The sequence below is a fragment of the Leptospira licerasiae serovar Varillal str. VAR 010 genome, assembly GCF_000244755.1.
Taxonomy (GTDB): Bacteria; Spirochaetota; Leptospiria; order Leptospirales; family Leptospiraceae; genus Leptospira_B; species Leptospira_B licerasiae.
On the sequence record NZ_AHOO02000014.1, the window covers coordinates 178,875 to 204,748 of the forward strand.

The window sequence follows — 25,874 nt, forward strand, 5'->3', positions numbered from 1 at the left end:
GTGAAATATTATGTCTAAGATCCTTTTAATCGGCTCCGGAGGTCGAGAAAGCGCTATCGCTTATAAACTCCGCCAGTCACCTAAACTCGGCCAACTCCATGTTTTTCCGGGTAACGGAGGCTTTCCTGATTCCGAAGTTTTAGCCCCGAATTCTTTCGACCTAAAGGACAAATCATCCGTCCAGAGCTTCATTCAGAAAAATGAATATGATTTAGTCGTAGTCGGCCCCGAGGATCCGTTAGTTGATGGGATCGGCGACTGGTTAGCAGAGATAGGAGTCCCTGTTTTCGGACCTTCCGCCTACTGCGCCCAAATAGAAGGTTCCAAAGAATTTGCAAAGTCCTTAATGATAGAAGCGGGAGTTCCTACCGCGAAATATGCTTCTTTCGAGAATTATGAATCGGCATATGCTTACGTTCAAAAGGAAGGAGCTCCTATCGTAATCAAGGCAGACGGTCTTGCCGCAGGCAAAGGTGTGACCGTTTGTAGCGAACTTTCACAAGCGGAACTGGCACTAAAAGAGATCTTTTTAGATAATAAATTCGGAAAAAGCGGATCGAAAGTTGTTATAGAAGAGTTCATGGACGGACAAGAAGCTTCTATCTTTGCGATCAGCGACGGAAATACTTATTTTACTCTTCCTGCAGCTCAAGATCACAAAAGAGCGTATGACGGAGACCGTGGACCTAACACGGGCGGAATGGGAGCCTACTGTCCCGCTCCGATTGTCACAAAAGAAACATTAGAAAAAGTGAATACTTTAGTGTTCCAACCCGTATTCGAGATCTTCCGAAAGAAGGGAAACCCGTATAAGGGTCTCCTATATGCCGGATTAATGATAGATACGAAAGGAAATCCTAGAGTAGTAGAGTTTAATTGTAGATTCGGTGACCCTGAGACACAATGCGTGCTACCCATGTTAGAAGGCGACTTGTTGGAAATTTTCCAAGCTTCTGCCAAAGGGGCACTCGGCGATGTAAAAATAAGTTTGAGACCCGGAGCATCCACCGTAGTCGTTTTGGCCGCGGAAGGTTACCCCGATTCTTATGAAAAGAATATTCCTTTAAATTTACCTGAAACGAATAGTAAAGATCTGGTAGTTTTTCATGCAGGCACTTCAAAAAAGGATGGAAACTTAATATCGACAGGTGGAAGAATTCTAGGAATCTCTTCTTACGGTAAGGACTTAAAAGAATCTGTGGATAAGGTTTATTCTTATCTAAGCGGTTTTAAAATTCCCAAAACCTTCTTCCGTAAAGATATCGCGAGTAAAGCTCTTTAATTTTATGCCGTTTCTAGTTTCCGGAAATATCGATTTAGTCGAAAGGTCCAACCTTCGCAAATTAGAAAAACATTTAGGGATTATTTTATCTCCTCACCAATATCCGTTAGAGCAGTATAATTTAATTCGTGCTTCCTTAAAACAAAAACTGGATTCGGATACTCTGATTCGTTCCATGACTCGCAGAGAACTATTATCTTTTATTTATATACTAACTCAATTCGGCGACGTGGTCCAAAAAGAAACTCCTGACGAATATTTGGATGTAGAGAATGTTCCGATAGTAATCGAATGGCAGGCCGGTCATTATATGATCCCATATGAAGTTTTGGATTTTCTGGCACAATCAAGGGTATTCCGAAACCAAAATTACTTATTCGCATTGATCCCCGCTCTTCCAAGTAAAGAGAAGAAGGCTTGGTTAGAATGGATCGGAGCAGGTTATGGCAGGACCTTCCCACGCGAGATCAATCACGAACTATATTTCCAATGCAGACATCTGCAAAAACCTTTCCAAGGTAAAAGTTTGGTTCAAGAGGAATCCATTCGATTGGAGCAACTCTGGGCCCCAGGCAAGAACGAGACGGTAGATTGGTTCTATAAAGGGATCATGCCTTTCTACTCTTCCATGAAGGAACTACAACGTTCCGAAAGAGACCCATTCCTACTGCATGTTTTGGACCTGATCCGCTCCGGAAAACTTGTCCTAAAACGACTCCCGGAAGAATTTGGCAGAAAGGAAGAATACCAACTTGTCTCCACGGTAGAAGGAAACACTCCTCAACTCAGAGACACAGTATTTAGCTGGGAAGAAGCCAGAGAAGAAAGCGAAGATTTCCTCTTTCGATAACTACTCTTTCCTTTACAAGACGACCTCGGGTAGCACCCGGAAAATTGCTAATTAGACTAATATTATAATATTTTATTGGACCGAAATGGAAGTTAAGAACGCCAAGGAACTGAAGCGCCTTTCTAAAGAACTTCAAGAGAATTTTTTAAATCGATGGAAACTTCTGAACCTGGATAAAGACCAGGATCAACTCAAATCTTACAATGATCGTATCGCGGAGCCCAGCTTTTGGGATAACCCTGACCAGGCAAAATCGATCAGCCAAAGAAAAACGGAGTTAGAAAGAAAATTAGAGCCTTGGGTCAATATCCGCCGAGATATATTAGATTTTCCTGATTTAGTTGAACTCACTTTCGAAGAAAAAGGAGAAGACGGGGTAGATGAACTTAGTTCCGAATATCAAAGACTAAAATCCGAATTCGAAAGACTGGAACTTTTAGGCGCACTCAATGAGCCGGAAGATATGAAACCCGCCTTCTTGAATATCCACCCGGGCGCGGGTGGAACGGAAAGCCAAGACTGGGCAGAGATGCTTTTCAGAATGTATTTAAAATATTTCGATAAAAAGGGGTATCAGTATAGTGTTGTGGACTTCCAAGAAGGAGACGGCGCCGGGATCAAGAATGCCACCATACATGTGATAGGCGACTTTGCTTACGGTTTTTTAAAATGCGAGAATGGAGTTCATCGTTTGGTAAGGATCTCCCCTTTTGATGCGAACAAACGTAGGCATACTTCCTTCGTGTCAGTTCACGTTAGCCCTGAATTAGACGACGATATAAATATCCAGATAGAGGATAAGGATATCCGAGTGGATGTGTATCGTTCATCGGGAGCGGGAGGACAGCACGTTAACACCACGGACTCCGCGGTTCGTATTACTCACATTCCTTCCGGTATTGTAGTTGCTTGTCAGAACGAAAGGTCCCAGATCAAGAACAGGGATACAGCTTTTAAAATGTTAAAAGCAAGACTCTACGAACTAGAACAAGAAAGATTAAAAGACGATCTTGAAAAAAAATCCGGAGAAAAAAAGGATATCGCCTGGGGAAGCCAGATCCGTTCTTACGTATTCCATCCTTATAATATGGTAAAAGACCATCGTACGGATCATGAAACAGGAAATGTTCAGGCGGTCATGGACGGAGATATAGAACCGTTCATCATGGCTTACTTAAAAACTCTTTAAGGATCTATAATATTACTTTAGATGGGTTTATTTTCTTCCTGTACCCCTTCTAAGAATATGGTAACGATCGCATCGAATGCCATCGTATTAGAATAAGGGCTTTGGAATAAGTAAGTCGGATTTAAGATCCCGTCCACTGCAGCTATTAAAATATCGATCGTTAGCTCCGGAGTGATATCTTTTCGAATTTGTCCCGCCTTTTGTCCTTCCCGGAGGAGGTCCGCTAAACTCAAGATCCTTTGTTTACGGAACTCTCTCATGGTAATAAATAGATCCGGACGCGCCATTTCTATATCTTTTGCAAACGTTTTGGACATCTTAGATCCCAGGTCCGAGATAAAAAACAGGATCTCCTTTAGGCGATCGATTGGATCCTTTGTTTTATCCTGTAAAACTTTATCGAACTTTGCCTGGACTTTGGATCTCATCAACTCGAAAACGGAATCGATCAACTTATCCTTGGTATCATAATATTTATATAATGTTCTTTTGCTGATACCTATATGTTTTGCGATCTGATCCGTATTGGTCTTTGCGAAACCGGAAGACAGAAAAAGGAGAAATGTCCTTTCTAAAATTCTATCTATCATTTCTCCTCCTTTCCATTCGAGATCATGCCATCCACAAGTTTTATCTGTATCTTTGCAGACTTGGCAAAATCGGGATCGTGAGTGACCATGATGACGGTAGTTCCTTCCGTTCTATTGATATCCTTAAAGATATCCATTACGATCTTTGCATTTGCGGAATCAAGAGCCCCGGTGGGTTCGTCCGCAAAAAGATATCTCGGCCTCATAACTAAAGCCCTTGCAATGGACACCCTTTGCATCTGTCCCCCGGAAAGTTTAGAAGGAATATGATCCAGTTTATCTCCCAGATCGAATCGTTTCAAAAGACGAATTGCATCTTCCCTCTTTTCTTTAAGTTTTCCGGCTTTTAAAGCAGGCATCAAAACGTTCTCCAGGGCGGTAAACTCCGGAAGAAGATAATGAAATTGGAATACGAATCCCATATGGAGATTTCTAAAAGAATGCAGATCTGTTTGAGACAAGGAGCTGATCTTCTTTTTGTCTATACTAATAACTCCTTGAGAAGGGTCATCCAAACTGCTGATCAAATATAAAAGGGTGCTTTTTCCGGAGCCTGATTTCCCCGTTAAAGAAACAAATTCATTTTCTTTGATCTCCAGACTGATCCCTTTTATGACGTCGACGGGAGGCTTTCCGAAACTCTTTTTAACGTTTTCTAATATAATTCCCATTATTCCCCCCGAATGATCTCTATTGGAGATAGTTTACTCGCAGATCTTGCGGGAAAAACGCTGGCAATCAAAGTGGCGATAAATGCAAGTAAGAATGCTTGAAAATAAATGGAGGGCGCAAACGAGACCATCATCATGCCGGATTTGGTTTGCATGAGAGGATTTGAAAAGGATACATGCTCTAGTCTCCTGCAAATAAGGTTTCCTAAAACCATTCCCAAAACCCCTCCGGCTATTCCCAAAATCAGACCTTGTATCAGAAATATTTTCAGAATGTCCCCTGCCTCGTATCCGATGGACCTCAGAATTGCGATCTCTCTTCTTTTTTGTCCGATCACTATGTTTAGAATATTATAAATCCCAAATCCAGCTACGAGAAGGATAGTCCCGACTAACGCATAACGGATCGCATCCTGCATTTTAAATAGAGAAATGAATGTGGCATTTACGTCTTCCCAACTTTGAACTTTTACGTCTCCGGATTCTGCCCATTCTCTCGCTTTAAGCGTAGCTTTGGAAACGTCCTTAAGTCGGACCGCAATATCGCTAATACGATTCGGAGTCTGATTTAAACTTTGTACATCTCCTAAATTAGCGAAAGCAGTACTCTCATCGACCGCCTTGTTCCCCATTTGGAAAGAAGCGGCTATCTTAAATGGTATCGGTTCGGATTTTCCAGTGCTGATGTAAACAGTGTCAGATACTCTTGCACCGAGTAATAACCGAAGTCCTTCCCCTATTACTAGTTTGTTACCGCTTTCTTTAATTTCTAAAAAATCTCCTAGGATGATATTCTCTTTGATCCTGGCAACTTTTGCTTGGGATTCAGGTTTCACGCCGATGATCCTTCCTGCTTCCGCAATCTTTCCTCTTCTATATATTACTTTAATTTGAAGCTGAGGAGAACTTGCTTCCACCTCCGGATCGGAAGCGACTTTCTTTTGCCATCCTGCCTGATTCTCGATCTGCTCAGTATCTCTCCTTCCGGATGGAGGAACGGACCAAAATGGAATTTCTTTAGAACGGAAAAGTACCTGATCGAGGTCCTTCTCTCCAATAATTTTTACCTGAGAAGAGATCCTTATATGAGCGTCGTTATTCACTAGTTGATCTATAAGATATTCCCTTAATCCCAACATGATCCCTGAGATCACTATATAGGCGGTCGCTCCCAAAACGATCCCAAGTAGGGTAAGAATGGTTTGTCTTTTGCGGGCAGACATCTGCCTAAGAGCGATAAATAACATTTACTTATCCTCCTGGACAAGCACCTTATCCCCTAAACTCACTTCTCCAGAAACAAGCTCGGCGTATTCTCCATTCGTAATCCCCGTCTCGACCTCTCTAATATGAACATTACCATTTTCTAATACTTTAACTTTTCCGGACTTGATCCCTTTGATCGGGACTAATATCACGTTTTCTTTACTCGAAGTCTCTATGGCGACATCGGCAGTCATGCCGGGAAGGATCTCAGGAGGAATTCCGATCGGAGTGATATTAACTTGAAATTGCCCATCTGCAGGATAAACAGACTTTACTTCTCCCTCGAAGTTTTTATCTCCCAAAGCCTCAAAACGAATACGGACCTTTTGTCCTTTTTTGACCTTTACTGCCCCCTTCTCTTCCAAGGATACAGTCAGGTATCTCTTTTTCAGATCCATCACTGTAACTACAGGCGTTTGAGGAACCACAGTCTCCTTGGTTTCGTAAGCTACGTTAGTCACAACGCCTGAAAAAGGGGACTTCATAGTACCAAAACTGTCAAACTCAACGAGAGGAGTTCCTTCTTGGACCTGATCTCCTTCTTCCACATAGATTTTTCGAATGGCAGAGGGGATTGCCACTCTAAGATGATATACTTCCGACGAGCTAACTGTCGCGAGACCATATACCGATTCAATAATGGAGCCTTTTATGATCTCGGAAGTGTCATTGTCGGAATTCCTACCTTTCCAGATAAGAAGAGCCATAAGCAGGATTATTGGAATACTGCCCCAAAGTAGGAGTTTAGATCTTTGCTTGAGCAAAAGAATCCAACGATCTAATGGAAGAGAAATTTTCATGTCCTTGTCCTACCACCACTAGGACAAGATCCATTTTAAAAAGTAAACTATTTTATTGCATTTTAGTTTACATATAATTGCGCCAAATTGTCATGCTTGGTCTGTATTTACACCTAAGAATTCATAGAGCCCATGTTAGACTGCGGTGTAGGAGTTCTTACAATACATAACCAGTTAACATTCTGCCTCGATTTATATTTACAACTAAGTATGAATTTCTAACTATATCGAATCTCGAAATCAGAGGATCTATATGAACAAAACATTTATTACAGTTTTATATTGGGTAACCACTGGGCTTATCGCTGTTGGAAATTTATTCGGCGCTTATGCATACACAAGCCAAAGTCCACAAGTTTTAGAAGGACTTGCTCATCTCGGTTATCCTGGCTACGTAGCCCTAATTTTAGGACCTGCTAAAGGTTTAAGCGCACTCGCACTTCTTTATCCTAAATTTCCAAGACTAAAAGAATGGGCTTATGCTGGAATTACCTTTAACGTGTTAGGTGCAGGACTTTCTCACCTTTTGGCAAAAGATCCAAACTTCGCGACTCCATTTATTTTCCTAGCATTAGTTGCTGTTTCTTACATCACTTGGAGAAAGTTAGAAGCAGAAAAAGTTTAAGAACGATCCATCTGTAGGAATTCCTACAATGTGTTAGGGCTCGCCCCCACCCTGCATTGGGATTGGGGGGAGTGGCTCGTGGGAGAGCTCTCCCTCCCATATCATTAATTCCGAATCCTTTCAACCAAATTTCACAACCCTCTTGTTGGAATTCCTACAATGAAAATTTACTTGCTCAAAAGACAATTTCACCTCTTACAACCCGCGAGGGATCGAACCGGGGTCATAAAAATCGCGAACGCGATTTTTTGACCGGAGGTGAGAGCCCGGTCCGAGCGCAACTTGTCCTGCCTTTAGGCAAACGCCTCCAGCTTTAAGGCAAACGCGAGGACGCGGCCAAAATATTTTTAAAAGGAAACGATCGGTTCTCTTTTTCCGAATTGTTTGCCGTATTCTTCCCAGAATTTCCCGTTTGGGTTTCGGGGATTTTTTCGATCTCTGAATTCAGGTTTTAATCCTAATAAAAAATACATCGCGGTCTTTTCTTTATTTTTCACCGGTAATTTTCCGCGGGACTTGAATTGAAAATATTCATCGGTTAAGTCAACGATGGATTGGGTAACGTTTACTTTGCCGGGCTCGCTATTGGATTCCATTCGACTCGCAAGATTGACTGTGTCTCCCCATACGTCGTAGGAAAATTTTCGTGCACCGATTACTCCTGCGACGAGAGGTCCGGAGTGGATCCCTATTCTTGCCTTCCAATTTGGGCCTTTTTTCAATTTGGATAATTCTTCCAAACGTTCGAGCATTTCTAATGCAGCGAGCAGGCTATCGACTGCATGTGAGGATCTATAAGAGGGAACTCCGGCTACGCACATGTATGCGTCTCCGATCGTTTTCAATTTTTCTAATCTATGAGTTTCAGTGACTGAGTCGAAATGCCTAAAACAAAAATCCAACTCTTTCACTAAGTCGTTTGGGGTAAGCTTTTCAGCAATCGAAGTGAATCCGTAAAAATCCGTGAATAAGACGGTAGCTTGAGTGATAAGTCTGGGTTCAGAACTTCCCGTTTTTTTGAGTTCTTCCGCAGTCTCTCTGGGAAGTATATTCAATAAAAGTAATTCTGTTTTGGCTTTTTCCTCTTTTAGGGAACGATCCGCTTCCCAGGCGGCTTGCGCCAATTCCTTTCCTATAAACGAAAACCAGGCGACCACAAGGATCAAACTGGTGAAATAGAAATAACTCCTATATTTTGGGTCCAAACTAAGTATAGGATCAAAAAAATACGGTATAATATGCACAGAAACGAACAAAAGAGCAAGTGCAGCTTCCATCATGTAAATGTATTTCTTTTCTTCCGGAGGAAATATATAAAAAGGAAATGCAAAACTTGCAAGAATGTACAGATCCAACCCTGCTTCTTGCGGCAATATCCTTGAGATCATCAATAGCTGCATTGTTCCTACGACTGCAAGTAATAGTCTCGCCGCCTTATGAGAACGTATAAAATTAAAAAATAGAACGAATGCGTATCCGAATACATTTACGGTCCAGAGTAGATACAGCCAGATCGGAAATACTAATCCAAATGTAGTGAATACAATATAATAAACTAATGTAAATATAGCCGTGATCAACACTACTGCATTAGTAGCGACTATATATCTGGCTCCAAGGGCGTCTTCTACTCCGATCGATAGTAATTTTTTCCAGATCTTTTCCGGGACCCGGCAATATTCGAACAAGGTTTTGAAAACGCTCATAGGCGACTATTTCGTCGGAATTTTCAGAAGTTGGAAATACTTATTTTCAGATATCGCAAAATTCTAAAACAGCGACTTTAGCTTTAGGAAGAAACTTCGACGGAGTTACGAATATGATCCAAAACCCTGTAATGAATCTTATGCAAAATCCAATGTATCCAAACATTCCAATATGTAGTAGGACCGAATTTATTTACAAACCAAGTCCTCCCAATCAGAAGTGTCTCATTCTTGCCTAATGAAATGAGTTGAAAACTCCCCTTTTTAGAAGCGAAGTATCCGCCCAAATGTGTAGGCCTAAGATTTTTATAAGGACTAAGCTCTTTCATTGCATCCGGTTGGCGAACCACATCAAACTCTAAGGAATTATTTTCGTCCCATTTGGTGATTGCTTCCACAAATACTCCGTTATTAAACTCACAGTATCGAATGGCGCCGATCCCTTTTCCTTCCACCCTTGCTCTAACCGGATAAGAGACTCCTGCATTAAAGATCAGTTCTTTTGGTTCCGGTATATCAGAAAATTCGAATAAACCTTTCCAGACCTTTTCTTTGGACGCGGAAATTTTCAGACTGGTTTCTACCATATACCAATCGGATTCCTTATCCAAATTCGCTTCCAGATAAGCGATAGAAGGAAGGACCAAGAATAAAAAAGGTATAACAGAGGATACAAACTTGGATTTTGCCTGCAGAAGATAAGCGATCCCCCCACCTAAAAATCCCAAAAAGTAGGCCAATGGAGCCGCCATCATAAGACAGATCGCCCCTTCCATCGCAACTATAAACGTTAAAAACCCGGCCAGAGAAATGGAACTTGCAGAGATCAATAACGCCTGCTTGAAACCTACGAATTCCGTTCTGGAATACAAAGCAACGGAAGTGAAGCCGATTATAAAAGGTCCGCCTATGAACAAACTAGCTCCATATGTCTTTAGTATATCCGTTGAAAAAAGACTGAATAAAAGAGTGATACTCGCAGTGATGAGGATCGACCAAATGGAAACGATCAGTTTTGATTTTGGAATGAATTCTGCGGAAGACTCCGATCCTGGAGACTTGTACAAGTTCTCCGGGAGCACACATAACAGAAAGAACATGAGAAAGTTCAAAGCTGGTACAAAAAATAAAAATACCCAAAAAGGACTTAGGCCGATGCTCCTGAGCCTTTTCAAACAAAGAACGGTTCCCAAATATAAAAACGGAAGAGAGAATCCGATCAGAGTGAAATAGAAAACAAAGTCCTCGGAAGAAGGATCCAAGGTAAACAAGCCTGTCGGATTTTTTATATAATCAGCCGCCCACCATTCCCGATTAAACACGAAATAGGACAAGGATCTATCTATTCCATATTTGATGAAGAAAAGGATCGTCCCGGAGATAAAAAATTTTTTACGATCTATCGGGACCGATACTTTTAAGATCTCACGAAGTTGAGTAAGTATTCCCATGGTTCAATCGATCCCGGGAGAATCCAAAGGAAATAGATATTTCGTTTGTTTTTCAACAATCGGTTCGTAAATTTCCATAGAGGCTTTCCCATTCATATCGCAACCTTTTTCCAGACAGGCTTTCGTAAGTTCCGGATAAACTTTGAAAATTCCAAGAAAGATGGAAACGAAACTTTTCACAGGAAAGTCCGCAGTTAGATATCTTTTCTTTTCGATGATCTTGTATTTTAAAGGTAGAGAAAATCCGGAAGGAATTTCGGCTATAGGCTCGGAAAATAAAGCTCCGACTTCACATCTTAATTTTTCCTCCGGAACGTTTTTTGGATTATCCTTATAGATCCCGAAAAGTTTATAATTTTTAAGTCCCTTTTCCGGAAATTCCTTTTGGATAGTTTCGAAAGTTTCTCCAACATTCCTGTAATTCCCTACTCTATCATGTGAAAGAACATAGAATGGCCCCAATGTTTCTTCCTTTACCTTAACGGTATCGAACGCACCCAAATAATAGAAATAACCGATCCCTGAAATAACTAAGGCAAGAATAACGCCTAAAAAGACTTTCAACTTCATCATCAACTCCGGAAGGGAATTCTAAACGAAGTACGATAACGAATGCAAGAAAGATTTTGATAGAATTTAGAACTGTATCAAGCTGATCTGCGACCCGGATGGAAATTTATTGGACGCTGTGCTCTAAAAGGCCGTATTTCTCTTTTACTTTTTTGATCTGGACTTCCATATCCTTCCAAAGTGTTTCTTTTTGAGGATGGAAAGTAGCATATACACCTTGTCGGATCAGATCCACGATCTCATCCAAGGAGAAGTCCAAAAATCTCCAAAGTTTAAAGTATTCATAAGTCAAGTTGACGTTAAATATCTCAGGATCGTCAGTATTGATACAAAGAGGAAGCCCTTGGTCGTAATAATAACGAACCGGATGATTTTGCTCTTTGCGTACATATTTTCCAGTAAACACGTTAGACGTAACGCAAATCTCGATCGGGATCTTATTTTCTCTTAAATAATTTACCAGTTCAGGATCTTGGATGGCGGAAGTTCCGTGACCGATACGTTCCGCCTTACAAAGTTCCACAGCTTCCCAGATTGCCCAAGGGCCGTCGTCCTCTCCAGAGTGAGCAACCGTTCTGAGTCCTGCTTCTTTAGCTTTTTTGAATACTTCTGCGTAATCTCTGGCCGGTCCCATAAGTTCCGCTCCGCCCAATCCGATCCCGATGACTTCCTTATGTTTGAGCTTAAGAACTCTATTTAAGTTGTTCATCGCATTTTCAGGACCGAAAGATCTGGAAACATCCACAAGAAGTCGGATCTCAATGCCGTCTTTCTGCTTCTCTTCTCTAATTCCCTCCACAAGTTGACTTACCATCTCGTCGAAGTCCAAACCGTTTTGGATAAATTTAGAAGGGGCGAAGAATACTTCGGTATAAAGAATCCTGTTTGCTCTCATATATTCCGCGAGACTTCCCACAAAATAATAAAGATCGGCAGGTTCTTTCACCAAACTTTGGATGAAGAAAAATACTTGGATAAAACCGTTCAGGTCCTTAAAATTAAACTTAGCTTCGAACTCTTCGTCGCTGAGTTGGATCCCGTTCTTGACCATGAGTTTTTTCATGGTCTCCTTATTGACGCAGGCTTCTAAATGAAGATGGATCTCCGTCTTAGGCAATTCTCTGATCAGGTTGATTACATCCTGATCTTGCAACTTTTTGGAAGAAAGATCCGCAGGTTCCAAAAATGCGGAAGCTGTTCTCTGCCCTGAATCGTAAGCGTCAGTATCTCCTAAAAGCCAACGAGGTGGATCTGAAATTTCCAGATCCAAAAGTCGGATCCTTTCGTTCAGAAGATTATTGATCTGCTTGTCGAAAGAAATTTGAAGAGAAGAAGAATAAGGCCTGTCAGCGGGAAGTCTGCTCTTCAGACGGTTCAATTCGGAGACATCCCGGTCTAAGATCCGGATTCTTTCCAAAATTTCTGAGAAGGTCACGCCCACGGGAGCAGGGTAAGAAAACCCCGTCGGATTTCAATTCAGAAAAAGATTCTGAAGGTTTTCCCCTTATCTTTTCCGGAAATCTTCCGATCCTAAAAGAAGCGCCGGAGGATTTTGTCTCATGATCACAGCAAGAAAAACGTTTTTACCTTTCGCTCTCCCCTCGATTTCAGAAAAAGCGATCGAAGAAGTGGCGGCGGTACTGCGCTCCGGTTGGATCACCTCAGGACCAAAAGTAAAAGAATTCGAAGAAGAATTTGCCAAATACACAGGAGCAGAATTTGCCCTGGCCTTAAATTCCGCAACAGCAGGACTTCACCTTGCTTTGGAATCCATCGGACTTTGTTCCGAGGACGCAGTACTTGTTCCTGCAGTGACATTTACCGCGACCGCAGAGACAGTTTGTTACTTCGGAGCCGAGCCTATCCTTACAGACGTTGACCCGATCTTCAACCTAATGACAGAGGCTACCTTAAAGGAAACCATCGAGAAAGAATGTGTGTTCTCCAAAGGAAATCTTGTTCATAAAAAAACCGGAAAGACAGTCCGTGCAGTCATGCCGGTGCATCTTGCAGGCGCTGTCTGCGATATGGATTCCATCAATTCACTCGCGAAAGAATATCATCTTTACGTAATTGAAGATTCCGCTCATGCCTTCCCCGCAGTTCATAAGGGAGAAAGGATCGGAACTCACGGAGATTTTACAGTATTCAGTTTTTATGCTACTAAAGGGATCACTACCGGAGAAGGCGGAATGGTCACAACTCGTCATGCACATTTTGCAGAAAGAATGAAGCTGATGAGACTTCACGGTATCAACAGAGAAACGTACGGAAGACCGGGCTGGTATTACGAAGTAGTTTCTCCGGGATTCAAATATAATATGAGCGATATCGCCGCAGCTCTCGGACTTGTGCAGCTTGCAGAAGCGGAAGATCTTTGGAGAAGAAGGATCCAAATCGCCGAGATCTACCGCTCGGAATTTGCGGATCTACCCTTTTTACATCTTCCTCTTCCTGCGATCGACGGAGAACATTCTTGGCATTTATTCAGGGTAGAAGTGGATACTGTTCCAGGAAAGATCAACAGAGACATACTTTGTAGTGAATTACAAAAACGAAATATAGGTTCCAGCCTTCACTTTATTCCTCTATACGAGCACCCTTTCTACCAAAGATTCGGATTCGAAAGAAAAGATTATCCGAATGCGGATGCAATGTATAAGAGGACTCTTTCACTTCCTCTATTTGCCGGAATGACCGACGGAGACATCGACGATGTTGTCACCGCGGTAAAAGATATTTTTACGAACCTGTAAGGATCGAAGAAGAATTCGGCCGGAAACAATATTCCGGCACTTCTTCTACTTAAAGAAAATATAAAACAAAAATACCTTCACAAAAAGGACCAAAAATCCGTCTTCCAAGTCGGAAGCTTCTTCCGCTTTTTCAAAAGAAGAAAGTGCGATGATCCATTCTTCCACTTCTTCCGCAATATCAGAATCGTCGAATGCTGATAGATCTATCTTTTTGTAACCTGCTTTTGGGATCTCTACCCCGCATACCGAACATAGATCCGAAATAATATCCAAAGATTCCTCTCGGACCAATTCAGAAAATTCTCCCATTTCCTTTGTTTCGATCAAAACCGATTGTCCGAGTTCCAACACATCTTCCATCACGGATTCAGAACCTTCTTCATCCGCTAAATCTCTCCAAGAACGTATTGCTTCCAGAAGAAGGTCCGCAAGTTCCAAAACTTTTTCGGAAGCTTCTTTTTTGTCTTCTTCGGACAAACTCTCAGGAAGGCCTTGCAGCCAGGAAGTTTGGACCGCTTGGATGGCTCCTTCTCCGCTGCTTAAGTATCTGAGTAAAAGATAAACGAGTGCCCAAACATTCTCCTTATGCTTTTTTTCGGAGTAAAACTTTTGGATAGATTTGAATTCTTTCAGGGCGAATGCCATACTTCTCCTAAATTTTGCAGGGAAGCCGCTTCGACAAGCAGAATGTAAAGAATATCATTTTCAATTTGTTCGAGGATCTGGAATACTGAGTCTATGCACCGTTTTCTATTAGGACTGATCCAATTAAACAGCGGATCCGATGTGGACCTAAACTTACAAAAATGTGAGAACTTCATCCGTGAGGCGGCCGCCGAAGGTGCGAAGCTCGTCGGTCTTCCCGAAAATTTTCCTTTTTTAGGATCGGAAAAAGAGAAGTTAGAAAGGGCAAAAGAGATCAAAACAAAAACGGTGGATCTTCTCTCCGTTATTTCAAAAAAACTGAATCTAACTATCCTGGCAGGCGGATTTCCAACCCCTGCTCCTAATGGAAAAGTTTTCAATACGTCCATTATCTTCGGACCGGACGGAAAAGAAAAATTCGAATATCATAAAATCCATTTATTCGATACAGATCCGGGAGACGGAATTGAATATAGAGAATCCAGAACCGTGGAGTCAGGCAAAACCGTTCCGGAAATATATAAAAGTCCGGAACTTGGAAATATTTCCTCTGTGATCTGCTACGATCTTCGTTTTCCGGAATTGTTTCGGGAGATTGCAAGGAAGGATGTGGAAATGATCTTTGTTCCTTCTGCATTTACTAAGATCACGGGACAGGCTCATTGGGAAATTCTATTGAGAGCAAGGGCCATTGAAAACCAATGTTTCATATTTGCACCTGCCCAAACCGGAATCCACTTAAACGGAAGAGAGACCTACGGACATTCTATGGTAGTAGATCCTTGGGGAAATATCCTGGGCAACGCGGGAGAAGGAGAAAAATTACTCGTGACTGAAATAGATCCGGAAGAAGTGCAAAAAGTCCGCAAAAAAATACCGGCTCTAAAACACAGACAAATACATTCTTAAATTCTAATATATGAAAACTACCAGAAAGACTGCGATCATCACCGGAGCCGGAGGCGGCTTAGGAGAAGCGTTAGCGATAGAATTCGCCAAAAAAGATTACGATCTGGCCTTGGTGGATATAGACTCTAAAGGACTTTCCAAAGTAAAAGAGAAAGTTAGGACCCCAAAAAACTTTGTCAGCACACATATCGCGGACGTTTCCTATCCTTCTCAAGTGGAAAAAACGGTCCGAAGTGTGGGAAAACAACATGGCAGAATAGACGTTTTAGTAAATAATGCGGGGATCTATATTGCAGCTCCATTTTCCCAATTAGATCTAAACGATTTCAAAAAGGTAATGGATGTGAATTTTATGGGAACGGTATATTTTACTAAATATGCACTCCCTATATTAAAAAAATCGGATTCTCCCTCGGTGATCAATATCTGTAGCGATTTCGGATTGATCGGCTTTCCGAATAAGATAGCATATTCTTCTTCCAAGGCGGCAATGAGAGGTTTTACGAATTGTTTATGGACGGAAGAAGGAGATAAAAATCTGAATGTGATGATTGTTTATCCTCCTGCGATCGATACAGGCCTTATCAAAAATGCAAAATTCTGGAAAATAGAAAAAAGGACCTTAGAATTCGAATTTGTGCGTAAAAATTCCTTCTCTGCGGAACTAGTGGCAAAACGTATTTTAGATGGAATGGATAAAAGGAAGAAGGTCCTAAGGATCGGATTCACTATCCGGATGATAGATATCGCCTCCAGATATTTTCCGGAGACGACACATAAAATCCTCACTAAATTGAAAAATAGATTCGATTTCGTTTAAAAGAATCTATTCTATCCAATGAGGATATAAGCCCAAACGGTCTATCGCTTCCCCGTCGTGCGCTGGAACAACTTCCAAGTTCGGATAAGCCTTCAAAAGGGAATGCACTCTATAGATTTCTTTACCAACTAATTCCTGGTCCCTGTCCACAATGGATCTAAGCAATCTGGTCCTATGAGAAGGAAGTTCGAAACCTTCTTTTGCCCAAGTAATATCTCCCGTAAAAAAGAATCTTTTTCCGGACGGCAAATTTAGGAACATTCCGATATCTCCCGCGGTATGACCCTCCATCGGGACAAATACAACGGAACCGTCTCCGAACCAATCTAGACTTTTGGAATAGTTCTCATACGGTCTGGAAGAAAAATCCAGATCCTTCCATATTATATTTTCTGAATCTAGTTGTTTTGGTAAATAGCCCTTATTTACTCCGAATTCTTGCAGATGTTTTTTGCCTTCTTCCGTGGACCAGATCCTTGCTTTAGGAAAATCTTCCACTCCGCCTGCATGATCCCAATGCAAATGAGAGAGAACGATATCTCCGATCTTTTCAGGATCTATACCGTATGTTTTTAATTGAGAAACCAAAGGATTCGGATTCTGATAGGCTACCATAGGTTTTACGTAAAATCTATGGTCCTTGTATTGTTCCTGGATCTGTGTCCCAAGGCCTGAATCGAATAAGAAGGTCCCCTTAGGATGTTCTACGAATACGACACTATGATAGATCTGTTTTCTGTGAAATATTGGCCCGCCTTCGAATATGAATGCGGAGGATGCCTTCTTTTCTCCAGTTTTAAAGATCGTAAATTTGAGTTTGGTCATCCCGGAAGGATTTTCCAATCTCGTGTCCTTGGATAATTTTTCGAACTCTGGAACTTCTGAGACTGCTAATTTAGGAATTCCTAATGCAGTGCAGAATACTAAAAGTAAAACGGCGAGTATCGCCAAAAAAGTAATTTTAAGTTTCATAATTATTTCTCCGAAACGAGAAGTTTTGCCGTTTTAGAAGCGGAGCGTATCGCGTTCGTATTTCGGCTTGTCCTGGAAATCAAAATGGCACCTTCCAATAAGGAAAGAATGCCTATCGCGAGTTCGCCGGATTTACTCTCCTCGAATCCGTTCTTCCGGAAAAACGAATCCAATATGGAGATCCAATCCTGGAAAACCGCGGCGCAGGTGGAATTTACTAAAGAAGGTTCCGAGGCTGTCTCGGAAGCTGTGGTCATGATCGGGCAACCCTTGGAAAAACCGGAAGATACAAGTCTGTATTCCAAAACAGAAAATATCCTTTGGATACCGGCCGGAACCGATTTAGCAGAATCCAAACCCGCCTTCAATTCCTTGGCCAATTCATTGCCTGATACCAGAAGAGCTAAAGAGGCCAATTCCTCCTTTCCGCCGGGAAAATGGAAATAGATCGAACCTTTGGGGGCTTTTGCGTCACCTACGATATCGTTTAAGCCGGTTCCCGCATATCCTCCAATCTCCAAACGTTCCGCCATGGCACGGACCATCTTTTCCTTAGCGATTTCTCCCTTCTGACCCATAGGAGCTTTAGATCAGATAAAAATAGACCGGTCAACATATTTTTTAATCTATATAAACAAATTTAAAAGGAGAAGAATAGGATCATATTGAGGAATTGGAACCTTTCCTTTTAATTCAGGGCGATTTTGGGGATTTACCTTCCAGAATTCCGGCCATTTGTTCTCGGACTTCTACGATCAATTCTTCTTTGAGCTTTTGTCTGATGGCGTTGATCTTCTCCTCGAATTTCAGTTTTTCACCCATTTGGTGGTATTGGATATCTCCCAACTCTCTGAAAACATCGGTAAGCATATTCCCTTTAAACCCCAAGAAAAAGACCAACCTCCTATACCAAGGAAATGTATGAGCAAGGCAGCTATAACCCACATTTCGAAAATCTTCCGCAGCGGATTCGTCAGAAAGTAAAGGAAGCAATTTGTCTTTATTTCTGAATAACATTAATAGGAAGCTTAGACTGGTCATATTGTGAAAGGCGAACTTTTCGGATAACTCATGGAGCATATTTTTGATTAAAATTTTATCCCAGGGACAGATGAACAGTTCAGGACCTTCCGGACCGTAATATATGCAGCTCAATAAACTGGAATCGTGTTGGACTGACTTAATAACTTCGGAATCGAATGGAAGATCCCTTCCAATTGACAAAGACATATAACGTGATATCGCGCCTTTTCCGTTCAGCACTACTTTTTTGAGCCCATTCTCCACGCTTTTTTCTCTGGCTCCCTTCAGGAACATATCGCTTTCCAGAGATTTTTGAGTAATTACCCTAGATAAACGAAAGAAGTCGGAATAGGCGCCCTTTTTTCCTGAAAGTTGGGTCAGCTTGGCAAACTCTTCCGAATAAATCGATTTTCGGATCAACAAAGGATCGTTGTTCAATAAGCCAGATTCGTCGGAAAGAATAGTTTCCCTTATTGAGATCAATTGTTCCGCTAATTTTGGATTTTCGGTAACTAACTTAGGAATTACCTTTTTTTCGTATAATTCCGAAACTTGATTAAATAGTATATCTGCATCCTGATCCGGAACATGAATATAACCGCAAGTAGAAGTCCTGGTAAGGATCTCTTCCTCCTGAATAAAAGAATGGATCAGCTTGTAATAATCATCCAGCAAATCCTTATGCATTAAGTTTTTATGATATATTTTTCCTAATAACTCTTTGGCCTTATCCGTATAAGCGTATTTAAAATGAGGCGTATTACCGTCCGCCAAAGAATACAATACCTCGTTCAAAACGATCTCTCTATCCTTTTGGGATGTGATCTCGAAATTTCGGATCGTTCCGGCGGATTTTCGGGCGATTTGGAAGAATGTATCCCTAACGGTATCGGGGTTTCCCTTTTTAGAAGATTTGGCTCCTAATACATGAAGTAGTATCTCCAACTCTCCCGTGTTCTTTTTGGCGTAGATCCTTGGAACCACTAATAATAGACCTTTAGAGATCAGTTCCGTTATCTCTTCTACAAATTTGTAATCCAATTCCGTGGTTGCGGGGTATACCGGGAGTTTGCCGGAATTTAAACCTTCGCTATTCGTATTCTCCCCCGCTATTAACAGAAGCCTTTCCATTTCGGGGCTAAAATAGGGCCTTTCATCGTTGGGATAAGAATCTTTGGATTTGATCTGTAAATATGTGGGCCTAAAAGAAGCGAACTTTCCGAACTCGGTTATTTGTTGGTTTTGTTGGTCAGGTGTACTCATCGCTACCATTTGAACATCCCGAAAAGAAATCAATAAATTTCTTCCTAAAACAAGAAGACGGAAATAACGCAGAAATTATTCGGAATTTTAATATAGTATAATAAATTAACATTCCATTATTGTAAGTAAAATTTTATAAGCGTTCCAAAATTAGTTCCAACGCCTTATTTTTAACCGAAAAATATGTCTTATTACATTTTTTGAATAGATATAGTATACTTCTTGAAATTGAAAATATAAGGAGCGTTCGTTTTAAAACTTTATGTATCGACTTGTCAAAATTCCTACAAAATTTTAGCAGGAATCTGCTTGCTATACATCCATCCGGTTCCAAGATCTCCGCATGATACAACATCCTTGGCACGAGGCCAGTCCTGGCCCAAATCCTCCGCACGAAGTCCATGCACTTGTGGAAATTCCTTCCGGTAGTAAGGCAAAGTTCGAGGTGGATAAGGACTCCGGACTCATCAAACTGGATCGTGTACTTTTTGCCTCCGCTCACTATCCTGCTCATTACGGTTTTATCCCGCAAACTCTAGGAGATGATAAAGATCCTTTGGATATCTTAGTGCTTTGTTCTGAAGAAGTCCCTCCACTATGTTTAGTCCCGGCAAGAGTAGTCGGGGTAATGAGGATGATAGACAGAGGAGAAGGTGACGAAAAGATCCTGGCAGTCGCTTCGGGAGACAGAAGTTTCGACGGAATCGAACATGTCTCTCAGCTTCCGAACTCGTTTAGAGCTGAGTTAACGCATTTCTTCTCCGTTTATAAACAATTGGAAAAGAAAGAAGTCAGGGTAGAAGAACCGGAAGGCCCGGAAGTAGCAAAGGAACTGATCCTAAGAGCATTAGATTTTTATAAACAGAAGTTCCCTAAAAAGTGAGATCAGCCCAAGACCTCGTATACATGGCTGGACTTTGATTTTCCCTTCACTTTTACTTTGCCTAATTTTTTAAAGGAATACTTTCGGCGATTCTTCAACTTGCGGTATGTACTTTCGCTAAGTAGAAGGTTCGCATGAAACTCCTTAGTAAGTCCTTCGATACGAGAAGCAAGATTGACCGCGTCGGAGATCACTGTCCCGTCCATTCTTTCTTCTTCTCCAATCGTTCCAAGCATCAACGTACCTGTATGAAGACCGATACCGATCTGTATCGGCTCATAATGTCGATCCATCCTGGATTGGTTTAGATTCTCAAGCTCTCGGAGCATTTCCATCGCAGCATCCAATGCCTGATCCGGCAAATTTGGGAAAAGCGCCATAATCCCATCGCCCAGATACTTATCCACGAAACCTCCGTGTTTACGAATAATCGGCCCCATTTTTCTCATATAAGAATTCAGGAAGTCGAAATTGTCTTTAGGAGTCATCTTCTCGGAAAGTTGAGTAAAGGATCTAATATCCGAAAACAGGATGGTCATCTCTCTTTGGACCTGATCTCCCAATCCGATCTCTGTGATATTGCTTTTATTTAAAAATTTCAGAAAAGCCAAAGGAACAAATCTACTGTAGGCCTTGTTCACTTCCAACAGGTTATCGGATAGGCGTTCTATATACAAGAATGCCTGAGAAAAACGGAATGAAAGCAAATAGGACTGCACGAATATAAAAACGAATAATCCTAAAGGAAGATAATATCCCGTATTTACCACCGCCTGAGAATATAAACTATCGTTGATAGCTGCAGCAGTTAATGCGATCATCCCGGCGATTGCCATCAGGGAACCTTCTGCTCCGTTTTTAACTAACCGAACTAAAACGAAAAAAATCCACAAGATCGCGAAAATTAAAAATATCTGAAATGGGATCAAAGTATGAGTATAGATACTCGCAGGAGTGATCACTACCGTTGCGGATACGATCAGATTGAATGCTATGAAAAACTTTTTTAGTTTCGCTGAAAATGAATGCGGATACAAAGCATCTAGATAATAAATGAAGAATGGAACAGCTAAGTAGAATGAAATATATTCCAGTTTGTTAAAAAATTCCCAAGGCAGATGAGGGAATTTTTGGATCAAAAATCTTTCTCCGGTTACGAATATCCTAAGACAGATACTAGCGCAAAATGCCCCGAAAAATAATCCGGTCATGTCCCTTCTTCTTAAAGAATACAGACCGAAATGATATAATGCCATTATGATAATACTTCCGAACAAGAACATCTCGCTGAAAGAATTATTATCCCTAAAGTTCAGAAGATCAGCTTCGGTTCCCATCCGTAAGGATTCCCAAAGTCCGCCCTTATAATGATCAAAGTTCGAGATCTCTACCTGAAGTAACATTTCTTTGTTTGGCTGCCCGATAGAAACATAAAGAGGAAGATATTGAGGACGAGATGAATTTTGGTCGGGCCCTACCACTCCGTTTCCCATGATCTTCTTCCCATCCAAATAAATAGAAGCGGCAGTTCCGGCTCCTTGGAAATGTATCATGAGCCTTCCTTGATTTTGGCCCGGAATAATTTTTAAAGTATAAGTACCGTATCCGAACGCCATCAAAGGATTCATTCCTTGCAGCTTAGGGATTTGATTCCAGTTGCCCGGAATATTCACTATATGAGATTGAGCGTCCTTAGGTCCAAGATCCGGCCTGGACACCGCAAGTTTCATCCATTGGAATTTCCACTCTCCATCCAATTTTACGATCCCGTCTTCCCCAAAGTTCCAATCTCTCAGATCCAAAACTCCGTTCTCTGCAAGTGGAGAAATTTTAGGAGAAGTTTTGTTTCGGCAGGAGAATAACGTAAGAACCAGAAATAGAACGAGTGGTATAACTTTCAGAAATTTCATATGGCTTTGATTCGAGATTAGACGATGAGTGTCTCTGTTTTCCTCGGATCGGAAGATGAATTTCCCGGTCCTTCTGCGGAAAGCGGGAGCAATACTAATCAGATTCCCAAATCTATTAAATAAGAAATTTAGAAATTCCGAAGCATTTTTGAAAAATTTTTCCTGCGAGAATCAATAACTCTCGTTCGATGAAAAGTGTCAAAGGGTCCCCGGACAAAACATCCGGGAATTTTATATGTTAGAATTTTTGTAAGAAGGTCTCCAGAATATTTCGGAATTCTTCCGGCTGGTCCATTTGCAACCAATGACCGGCATCCGAAATCACCTTGTGAGGAAATCCTAAATGTAGCCTATGTAACGAAAATTGATCGTCGTTATCCGGAGTGACTATCGCAAGTTTTGGGCCCACATATCTTTTTAAAGAATGGTTTGGATCATAATCCAATAACTCGGAGGTGACCTTGATCACCATATCTTTCGGAGTTCTCGTTAATTCTCCCATAATTCTTTCTTTCACTTCGGGTTTGGAATTTGCCAATAATTGTTCCCAATAGGATTCTGCGGTTTGCACATACGAATCCGAATGTAATGCATTCTTGATTTGTGTACGAACCGATTCAGGTATTTTTTTTGGGTCACCGTTAGAATCCACGAGTACAAGCCCGGCGACTCTACTAGGATTTTCTCCTGCGTATTGTAGCGCTACACTTCCTCCCATGCTATGACCGACGAGAACGAATCTTTGTAGTCCCAAAAGATTTACTACTGTCGCAAGGTCCTGCGCCATGGAAGAAATCCTATAATCTCCATCTTTAGGAAATTCGGAATCCCCATGACCTCTGAGTTCTATCCTGACCACTCTTCTGTTCGGAACAAGGGATTCCTTGATCTCTTCCCAATGAGAGACATTCCCGCCAAAAGAATGGATAAACACCACCGGCATTCCGCCGAATCCCTCGTCTTTATAGGAGATTTTCCCAGTAGGACCATGGACGGAAGTTTTGATAATTTCACCTTTACAAAGAACAATGCCAAAAACGGAAGTTGCTAGAGTAATCATAAAAACAAGTATACTAGAATATACATGACAAGTTCTGTCATATTTAGAGATTTATACTAAATTTATGAGAGCTGATAGGCTTCTAAATATTCTTCTCCACCTACAAGCCAAAGGAAGGACAACCGCAAAGGAGCTTTCCAAAAAATTAGAAATTTCGGAACGAACAGTTCATAGAGACATGGAAGCTCTCTCTTCTGCCGGAATTCCAATCTATGCAGAACGAGGGATCGGCGGAGGTTGGAGTTTAAGCGAGGGTTATAGGACAAACCTTACCGGCTTTAAAAAAGAAGAAGTGATCTCTTTATTATTAGTACATTCTTCTCGAGTCTTGGAGGATTTGGGAAAGAAGAAAGATTTTGATTCTGCTTTCGTAAAACTTATGGCGTCCCTACCTCCCGCGTATAGAAAAGATGCGGAAACTGCAAGACAAAGGATCCATATAGACGGTCTTGGCTGGGGTCGCGCAATCAGGGAACTTCCACTTCTTCCAATATTGCAAGATGCGGTTTGGGAAGAAAAAAAAGTAAAGATCATCTATGAGAAAGAAGGCGGAAAGCCTGAACCTCGAATAATAGAACCTTACGGTCTTGTCGCAAAGGACACGATATGGTATGTTGTTGCCAGACGTGGAAAAGAAATGAGGGTCTATCGGATCTCTCGTATCAAAGAGGCATCGATAACAACGGAGAGATTTGAAAGACCTAAAAAATTCGATCTGAGCAAATATTGGGAAGAATGGATCAAAGAATTCAAGTCTCGAGTTCCCAAATACCTGATCAAAGTAAAGGTCACGGATGCCACCGCGGAACATATCAAAAGTATTCCCTATATGAAATGTCTGAGCCAAAAACCGATGGAAAAAGGTTTTACGGAAATGGTTATCGATATGGAAACCAAAGAATGGGCGTTAGGCAGTATGCTACAGTATTGCGACTCCGTTTTTGTTTTAGAACCTTTGGAATTGCAGGAAGCAATTCGACATAAGGCCAAAGAAATCCTAAAAATTTACGAATAAAAACTTCTTATAGATCGAATTTTTAGAGAGCCGGAAGAAGATTGATTTTCCGGGCAGATCAGGGACAATTTTCTAAATAGAATTTTCATGTCTTCATCTCTTAAAAACTACTGGATACGAAACCTCCACTTTCTGGAAAACCAGGAAGATGCGATACTCATCTCAGACAATAAGGGAAAACTTTTGGATTCCAATGTTCAGGCGAAAGAGCTTGGACTCGTGCCCGAAAAGAATGATATAAAACATTCCGCTTGGTATGCAGAACTTTCAAAAGCAGATTCGAAAGATCATTTTCATCTGACCTTGCATCTTTCTTCCGGTAAAAAAAGATTTATATGCAGGACTATTCCTATCCTGATAGATGAGAAAGAGCCCGCAAAGGCCTTCTATTTTAGGGATATCACTGAAAAAACTTTTACGGAAGCGAAGGCAAAAAGATTCGAGTCCCTCTTTAGAAGAAGAGAAAGTAGAATCAAAGAATTAGAAATTCGTGATAAACTTACGGGCCTTTTCAATCGAGAATATACGATCGAATCCTTCCAAGCGGAACTTTATAGAGCTGAAAGGAGTGGCTCCTCCATAGGAGTGGTCTATTTACATATCGATGGATTGAAAGAGATCAACGAAACATTCGGTAACAGCGGAGGGGACCTTCTTCTGAAAGAAATGGGCCGGATAATTTTAGAAAATTCCAGAAAGAGCGATATCTCTTCCAGGATTGGAGGAGAAAAATTCTTACTTCTTCTTCCTGGAGCACACAAGAATATAGTTTTGGAAAGAGCGGAGAAGATCAAAAGATTATTTTCAGAATCTTGCTCCAACGGTTCTTGGGGAGAAATAAACATCACCGTGTCCTTAGGAGTAGCAATGTATCCTGAAGACGGTTCCACATATGATGTTCTTTTACAAAAAGTCCAGGCAGGAAATTAAATGACACACGTAGAAAAGTTCGAAGGTGAAAGGGCGCAGGTTTATGAGAGAAGGATCGGTAAAATGATCCCGTTCTATTCAGGGATCATGGAATTGGTAGCGATCTATCTTTTAGAAAACACTCCTGAAAAGGGAAAAATATTATCCGTTGGTTGCGGAACTGGAGCAGACTTTTCTAAATTGTTAAAAATTTTCCCGGATCGGTTTTCAATTACCGGTTTGGACCCTTCTCCCGAAATGATCGAGCAGGCTCGGAAAAAATTTCCTCAACTAAAGTTCATCTGTGGAACTGTAGGAGAACTTCCACCTGCAGAAGAATATGATTCGGCCACCCTGTTATTCGTTTTACATTTTCTCCCGGATACCGGGGACAAACTTTCTCTCTTGAAAGAGATCTGCTCTAGATTAAAAAAGGGAGGAAGCCTAATTTTATTCGATCTATTCGATCCGCAAACAGAAGGATCTGAAACTTTATTTAAAAATATAAAATCCTACTTAATCAACTTCCAAGGTTGGGAAGAAGAAGCAGTTGGAATCTATCTAAAAAGAGTATTCGAATTACATCGCATCGGCAGCGCCAGATACACCGAACTTTTTCAAGAAGCGGGATTTTCGGAATATTCTCAAAAATTCAGATCCTTGCATGTGGGCGGATGGATCGCTACTAAATAAGAATCTCCTAAAATGA

25 protein-coding genes are annotated in these 25,874 nt (G+C 41.2%); 11 read left to right on the plus strand and 14 right to left on the minus strand.

Going from position 1 to position 25,874, the window contains the following annotated elements; all coding sequences use genetic code 11:
• The first annotated feature begins 10 nt into the window (after positions 1–10).
• The 3 genes from purD to prfB all read left to right on the plus strand — a co-directional run bounded on the left by purD (position 11) and on the right by prfB (position 3,321).
• Positions 11–1,282 (plus strand): phosphoribosylamine--glycine ligase, encoded by a 1,272-nt coding sequence (purD, locus tag LEP1GSC185_RS19350; RefSeq protein ID WP_008593093.1) that lies wholly within the window; start codon positions 11–13, stop codon positions 1,280–1,282.
• 4 nt (positions 1,283–1,286) lie between these two features.
• Positions 1,287–2,132, plus strand: coding sequence for a hypothetical protein (locus tag LEP1GSC185_RS19355; RefSeq protein ID WP_008593213.1), 846 nt, complete (start codon positions 1,287–1,289; stop codon positions 2,130–2,132).
• An 85-nt stretch (positions 2,133–2,217) separates the two neighbouring features.
• Positions 2,218–3,321: a peptide chain release factor 2 gene (prfB, locus tag LEP1GSC185_RS19360; RefSeq protein ID WP_008593100.1), complete on the plus strand. Its 1,104-nt coding sequence runs from the start codon at positions 2,218–2,220 to the stop codon at positions 3,319–3,321.
• A 17-nt stretch (positions 3,322–3,338) separates the two neighbouring features.
• On the opposite strand, the gene LEP1GSC185_RS19365 is transcribed toward prfB, so the two are convergent.
• The 4 genes from LEP1GSC185_RS19365 to LEP1GSC185_RS19380 are packed head-to-tail and all read right to left on the minus strand — an operon-like array spanning position 3,339 to position 6,648.
• Entirely contained in the window at positions 3,339–3,911 is a 573-nt protein-coding gene (locus LEP1GSC185_RS19365) for a TetR/AcrR family transcriptional regulator (protein WP_008593241.1), read from the minus strand.
• Positions 3,908–4,582 carry an ABC transporter ATP-binding protein gene (locus LEP1GSC185_RS19370; protein WP_008593430.1) on the minus strand — a complete coding sequence of 225 codons (675 nt, stop codon included), beginning with the start codon at positions 4,580–4,582 and terminating at the stop codon, positions 3,908–3,910. The genes LEP1GSC185_RS19365 and LEP1GSC185_RS19370 overlap by 4 nt, the downstream gene beginning before the upstream one ends.
• Positions 4,582–5,829 (minus strand): ABC transporter permease, encoded by a 1,248-nt coding sequence (locus LEP1GSC185_RS19375; protein WP_008593137.1) that lies wholly within the window; start codon positions 5,827–5,829, stop codon positions 4,582–4,584. Before LEP1GSC185_RS19375 ends, LEP1GSC185_RS19370 begins: the two co-directional genes overlap by 1 nt.
• The gene (locus tag LEP1GSC185_RS19380) at positions 5,830–6,648 is read right to left on the minus strand and encodes an efflux RND transporter periplasmic adaptor subunit (protein ID WP_008593128.1); all 819 of its coding nucleotides are present in this window, start codon (positions 6,646–6,648) and stop codon (positions 5,830–5,832) included. It abuts the gene before it with no gap.
• A 253-nt stretch (positions 6,649–6,901) separates the two neighbouring features.
• Here LEP1GSC185_RS19380 and LEP1GSC185_RS19385 point away from each other — a divergent pair, with 253 nt between their 5' ends.
• Complete coding sequence (locus tag LEP1GSC185_RS19385; RefSeq protein WP_008593310.1) at positions 6,902–7,273, plus strand: DoxX family protein; 372 nt, start codon at positions 6,902–6,904, stop codon at positions 7,271–7,273.
• Between the two features lie 347 nt (positions 7,274–7,620).
• Here the strand turns inward: LEP1GSC185_RS19385 and LEP1GSC185_RS19390 are convergent, their stop codons facing one another.
• From LEP1GSC185_RS19390 to add, 4 genes are all read right to left on the minus strand, one after another.
• Positions 7,621–8,979, minus strand: a complete 1,359-nt coding sequence (locus tag LEP1GSC185_RS19390; RefSeq protein ID WP_008593168.1) for an adenylate/guanylate cyclase domain-containing protein — start codon at positions 8,977–8,979, stop codon at positions 7,621–7,623.
• 83 nt (positions 8,980–9,062) lie between these two features.
• The gene (locus tag LEP1GSC185_RS19395) at positions 9,063–10,430 is read right to left on the minus strand and encodes a membrane protein (protein ID WP_008593417.1); all 1,368 of its coding nucleotides are present in this window, start codon (positions 10,428–10,430) and stop codon (positions 9,063–9,065) included.
• Positions 10,431–10,433: 3 nt separating this feature from the next.
• Positions 10,434–10,994 (minus strand): GyrI-like domain-containing protein, encoded by a 561-nt coding sequence (locus tag LEP1GSC185_RS19400; protein ID WP_024864076.1) that lies wholly within the window; start codon positions 10,992–10,994, stop codon positions 10,434–10,436.
• Positions 10,995–11,106: 112 nt separating this feature from the next.
• On the minus strand, positions 11,107–12,441 hold the full coding sequence (add, locus tag LEP1GSC185_RS19405; protein ID WP_008597397.1) for an adenosine deaminase: 1,335 nt from the start codon (positions 12,439–12,441) through the stop codon (positions 11,107–11,109).
• Between the two features lie 118 nt (positions 12,442–12,559).
• Here add and LEP1GSC185_RS19410 point away from each other — a divergent pair, with 118 nt between their 5' ends.
• The gene (locus LEP1GSC185_RS19410; protein ID WP_008593346.1) at positions 12,560–13,756 is read left to right on the plus strand and encodes a DegT/DnrJ/EryC1/StrS family aminotransferase; all 1,197 of its coding nucleotides are present in this window, start codon (positions 12,560–12,562) and stop codon (positions 13,754–13,756) included.
• A 45-nt stretch (positions 13,757–13,801) separates the two neighbouring features.
• Here LEP1GSC185_RS19410 and LEP1GSC185_RS19415 read toward each other — a convergent pair whose 3' ends face one another.
• Complete coding sequence (locus LEP1GSC185_RS19415) at positions 13,802–14,401, minus strand: hypothetical protein (protein ID WP_008593406.1); 600 nt, start codon at positions 14,399–14,401, stop codon at positions 13,802–13,804.
• Positions 14,402–14,494: 93 nt separating this feature from the next.
• Between LEP1GSC185_RS19415 and LEP1GSC185_RS19420 the strand changes: the two genes are divergently transcribed.
• Both LEP1GSC185_RS19420 and LEP1GSC185_RS19425 read left to right on the plus strand, forming a co-directional pair.
• Positions 14,495–15,310: a carbon-nitrogen hydrolase family protein gene (locus tag LEP1GSC185_RS19420; RefSeq protein WP_008593150.1), complete on the plus strand. Its 816-nt coding sequence runs from the start codon at positions 14,495–14,497 to the stop codon at positions 15,308–15,310.
• Positions 15,311–15,320: 10 nt separating this feature from the next.
• Entirely contained in the window at positions 15,321–16,130 is an 810-nt protein-coding gene (locus tag LEP1GSC185_RS19425) for an SDR family NAD(P)-dependent oxidoreductase (protein WP_008593125.1), read from the plus strand.
• A gap of 6 nt (positions 16,131–16,136) precedes the next feature.
• Here the strand turns inward: LEP1GSC185_RS19425 and LEP1GSC185_RS19430 are convergent, their stop codons facing one another.
• The 3 genes from LEP1GSC185_RS19430 to LEP1GSC185_RS19440 form a co-directional block, all read right to left on the minus strand.
• Positions 16,137–17,102: an MBL fold metallo-hydrolase gene (locus tag LEP1GSC185_RS19430; protein WP_008593333.1), complete on the minus strand. Its 966-nt coding sequence runs from the start codon at positions 17,100–17,102 to the stop codon at positions 16,137–16,139.
• Positions 17,103–17,104: 2 nt separating this feature from the next.
• Entirely contained in the window at positions 17,105–17,680 is a 576-nt protein-coding gene (locus LEP1GSC185_RS19435; protein WP_008593184.1) for a TetR/AcrR family transcriptional regulator, read from the minus strand.
• Between the two features lie 115 nt (positions 17,681–17,795).
• Complete coding sequence (locus LEP1GSC185_RS19440) at positions 17,796–19,397, minus strand: hypothetical protein (protein WP_010516002.1); 1,602 nt, start codon at positions 19,395–19,397, stop codon at positions 17,796–17,798.
• Between the two features lie 337 nt (positions 19,398–19,734).
• Here LEP1GSC185_RS19440 and LEP1GSC185_RS19445 point away from each other — a divergent pair, with 337 nt between their 5' ends.
• Positions 19,735–20,271 (plus strand): inorganic diphosphatase, encoded by a 537-nt coding sequence (locus tag LEP1GSC185_RS19445; protein ID WP_024864077.1) that lies wholly within the window; start codon positions 19,735–19,737, stop codon positions 20,269–20,271.
• A gap of 2 nt (positions 20,272–20,273) precedes the next feature.
• Here LEP1GSC185_RS19445 and LEP1GSC185_RS19450 read toward each other — a convergent pair whose 3' ends face one another.
• Both LEP1GSC185_RS19450 and LEP1GSC185_RS19455 read right to left on the minus strand, forming a co-directional pair.
• Positions 20,274–22,181, minus strand: a complete 1,908-nt coding sequence (locus tag LEP1GSC185_RS19450) for an adenylate/guanylate cyclase domain-containing protein (RefSeq protein WP_008593394.1) — start codon at positions 22,179–22,181, stop codon at positions 20,274–20,276.
• Positions 22,182–22,419: 238 nt separating this feature from the next.
• Positions 22,420–23,241, minus strand: a complete 822-nt coding sequence (locus LEP1GSC185_RS19455; RefSeq protein ID WP_008593283.1) for an alpha/beta fold hydrolase — start codon at positions 23,239–23,241, stop codon at positions 22,420–22,422.
• Between the two features lie 64 nt (positions 23,242–23,305).
• Here LEP1GSC185_RS19455 and LEP1GSC185_RS19460 point away from each other — a divergent pair, with 64 nt between their 5' ends.
• From LEP1GSC185_RS19460 to LEP1GSC185_RS19470, 3 genes are all read left to right on the plus strand, one after another.
• Positions 23,306–24,256 carry a helix-turn-helix transcriptional regulator gene (locus tag LEP1GSC185_RS19460; RefSeq protein WP_008593107.1) on the plus strand — a complete coding sequence of 317 codons (951 nt, stop codon included), beginning with the start codon at positions 23,306–23,308 and terminating at the stop codon, positions 24,254–24,256.
• Between the two features lie 87 nt (positions 24,257–24,343).
• A complete protein-coding gene (locus LEP1GSC185_RS19465; protein WP_008593271.1) occupies positions 24,344–25,186 on the plus strand; it encodes a GGDEF domain-containing protein in 843 nt (280 codons plus the stop codon).
• The gene (locus LEP1GSC185_RS19470) at positions 25,187–25,858 is read left to right on the plus strand and encodes a class I SAM-dependent methyltransferase (protein WP_008593446.1); all 672 of its coding nucleotides are present in this window, start codon (positions 25,187–25,189) and stop codon (positions 25,856–25,858) included.
• The last annotated feature ends 16 nt before the right edge of the window (positions 25,859–25,874 follow it).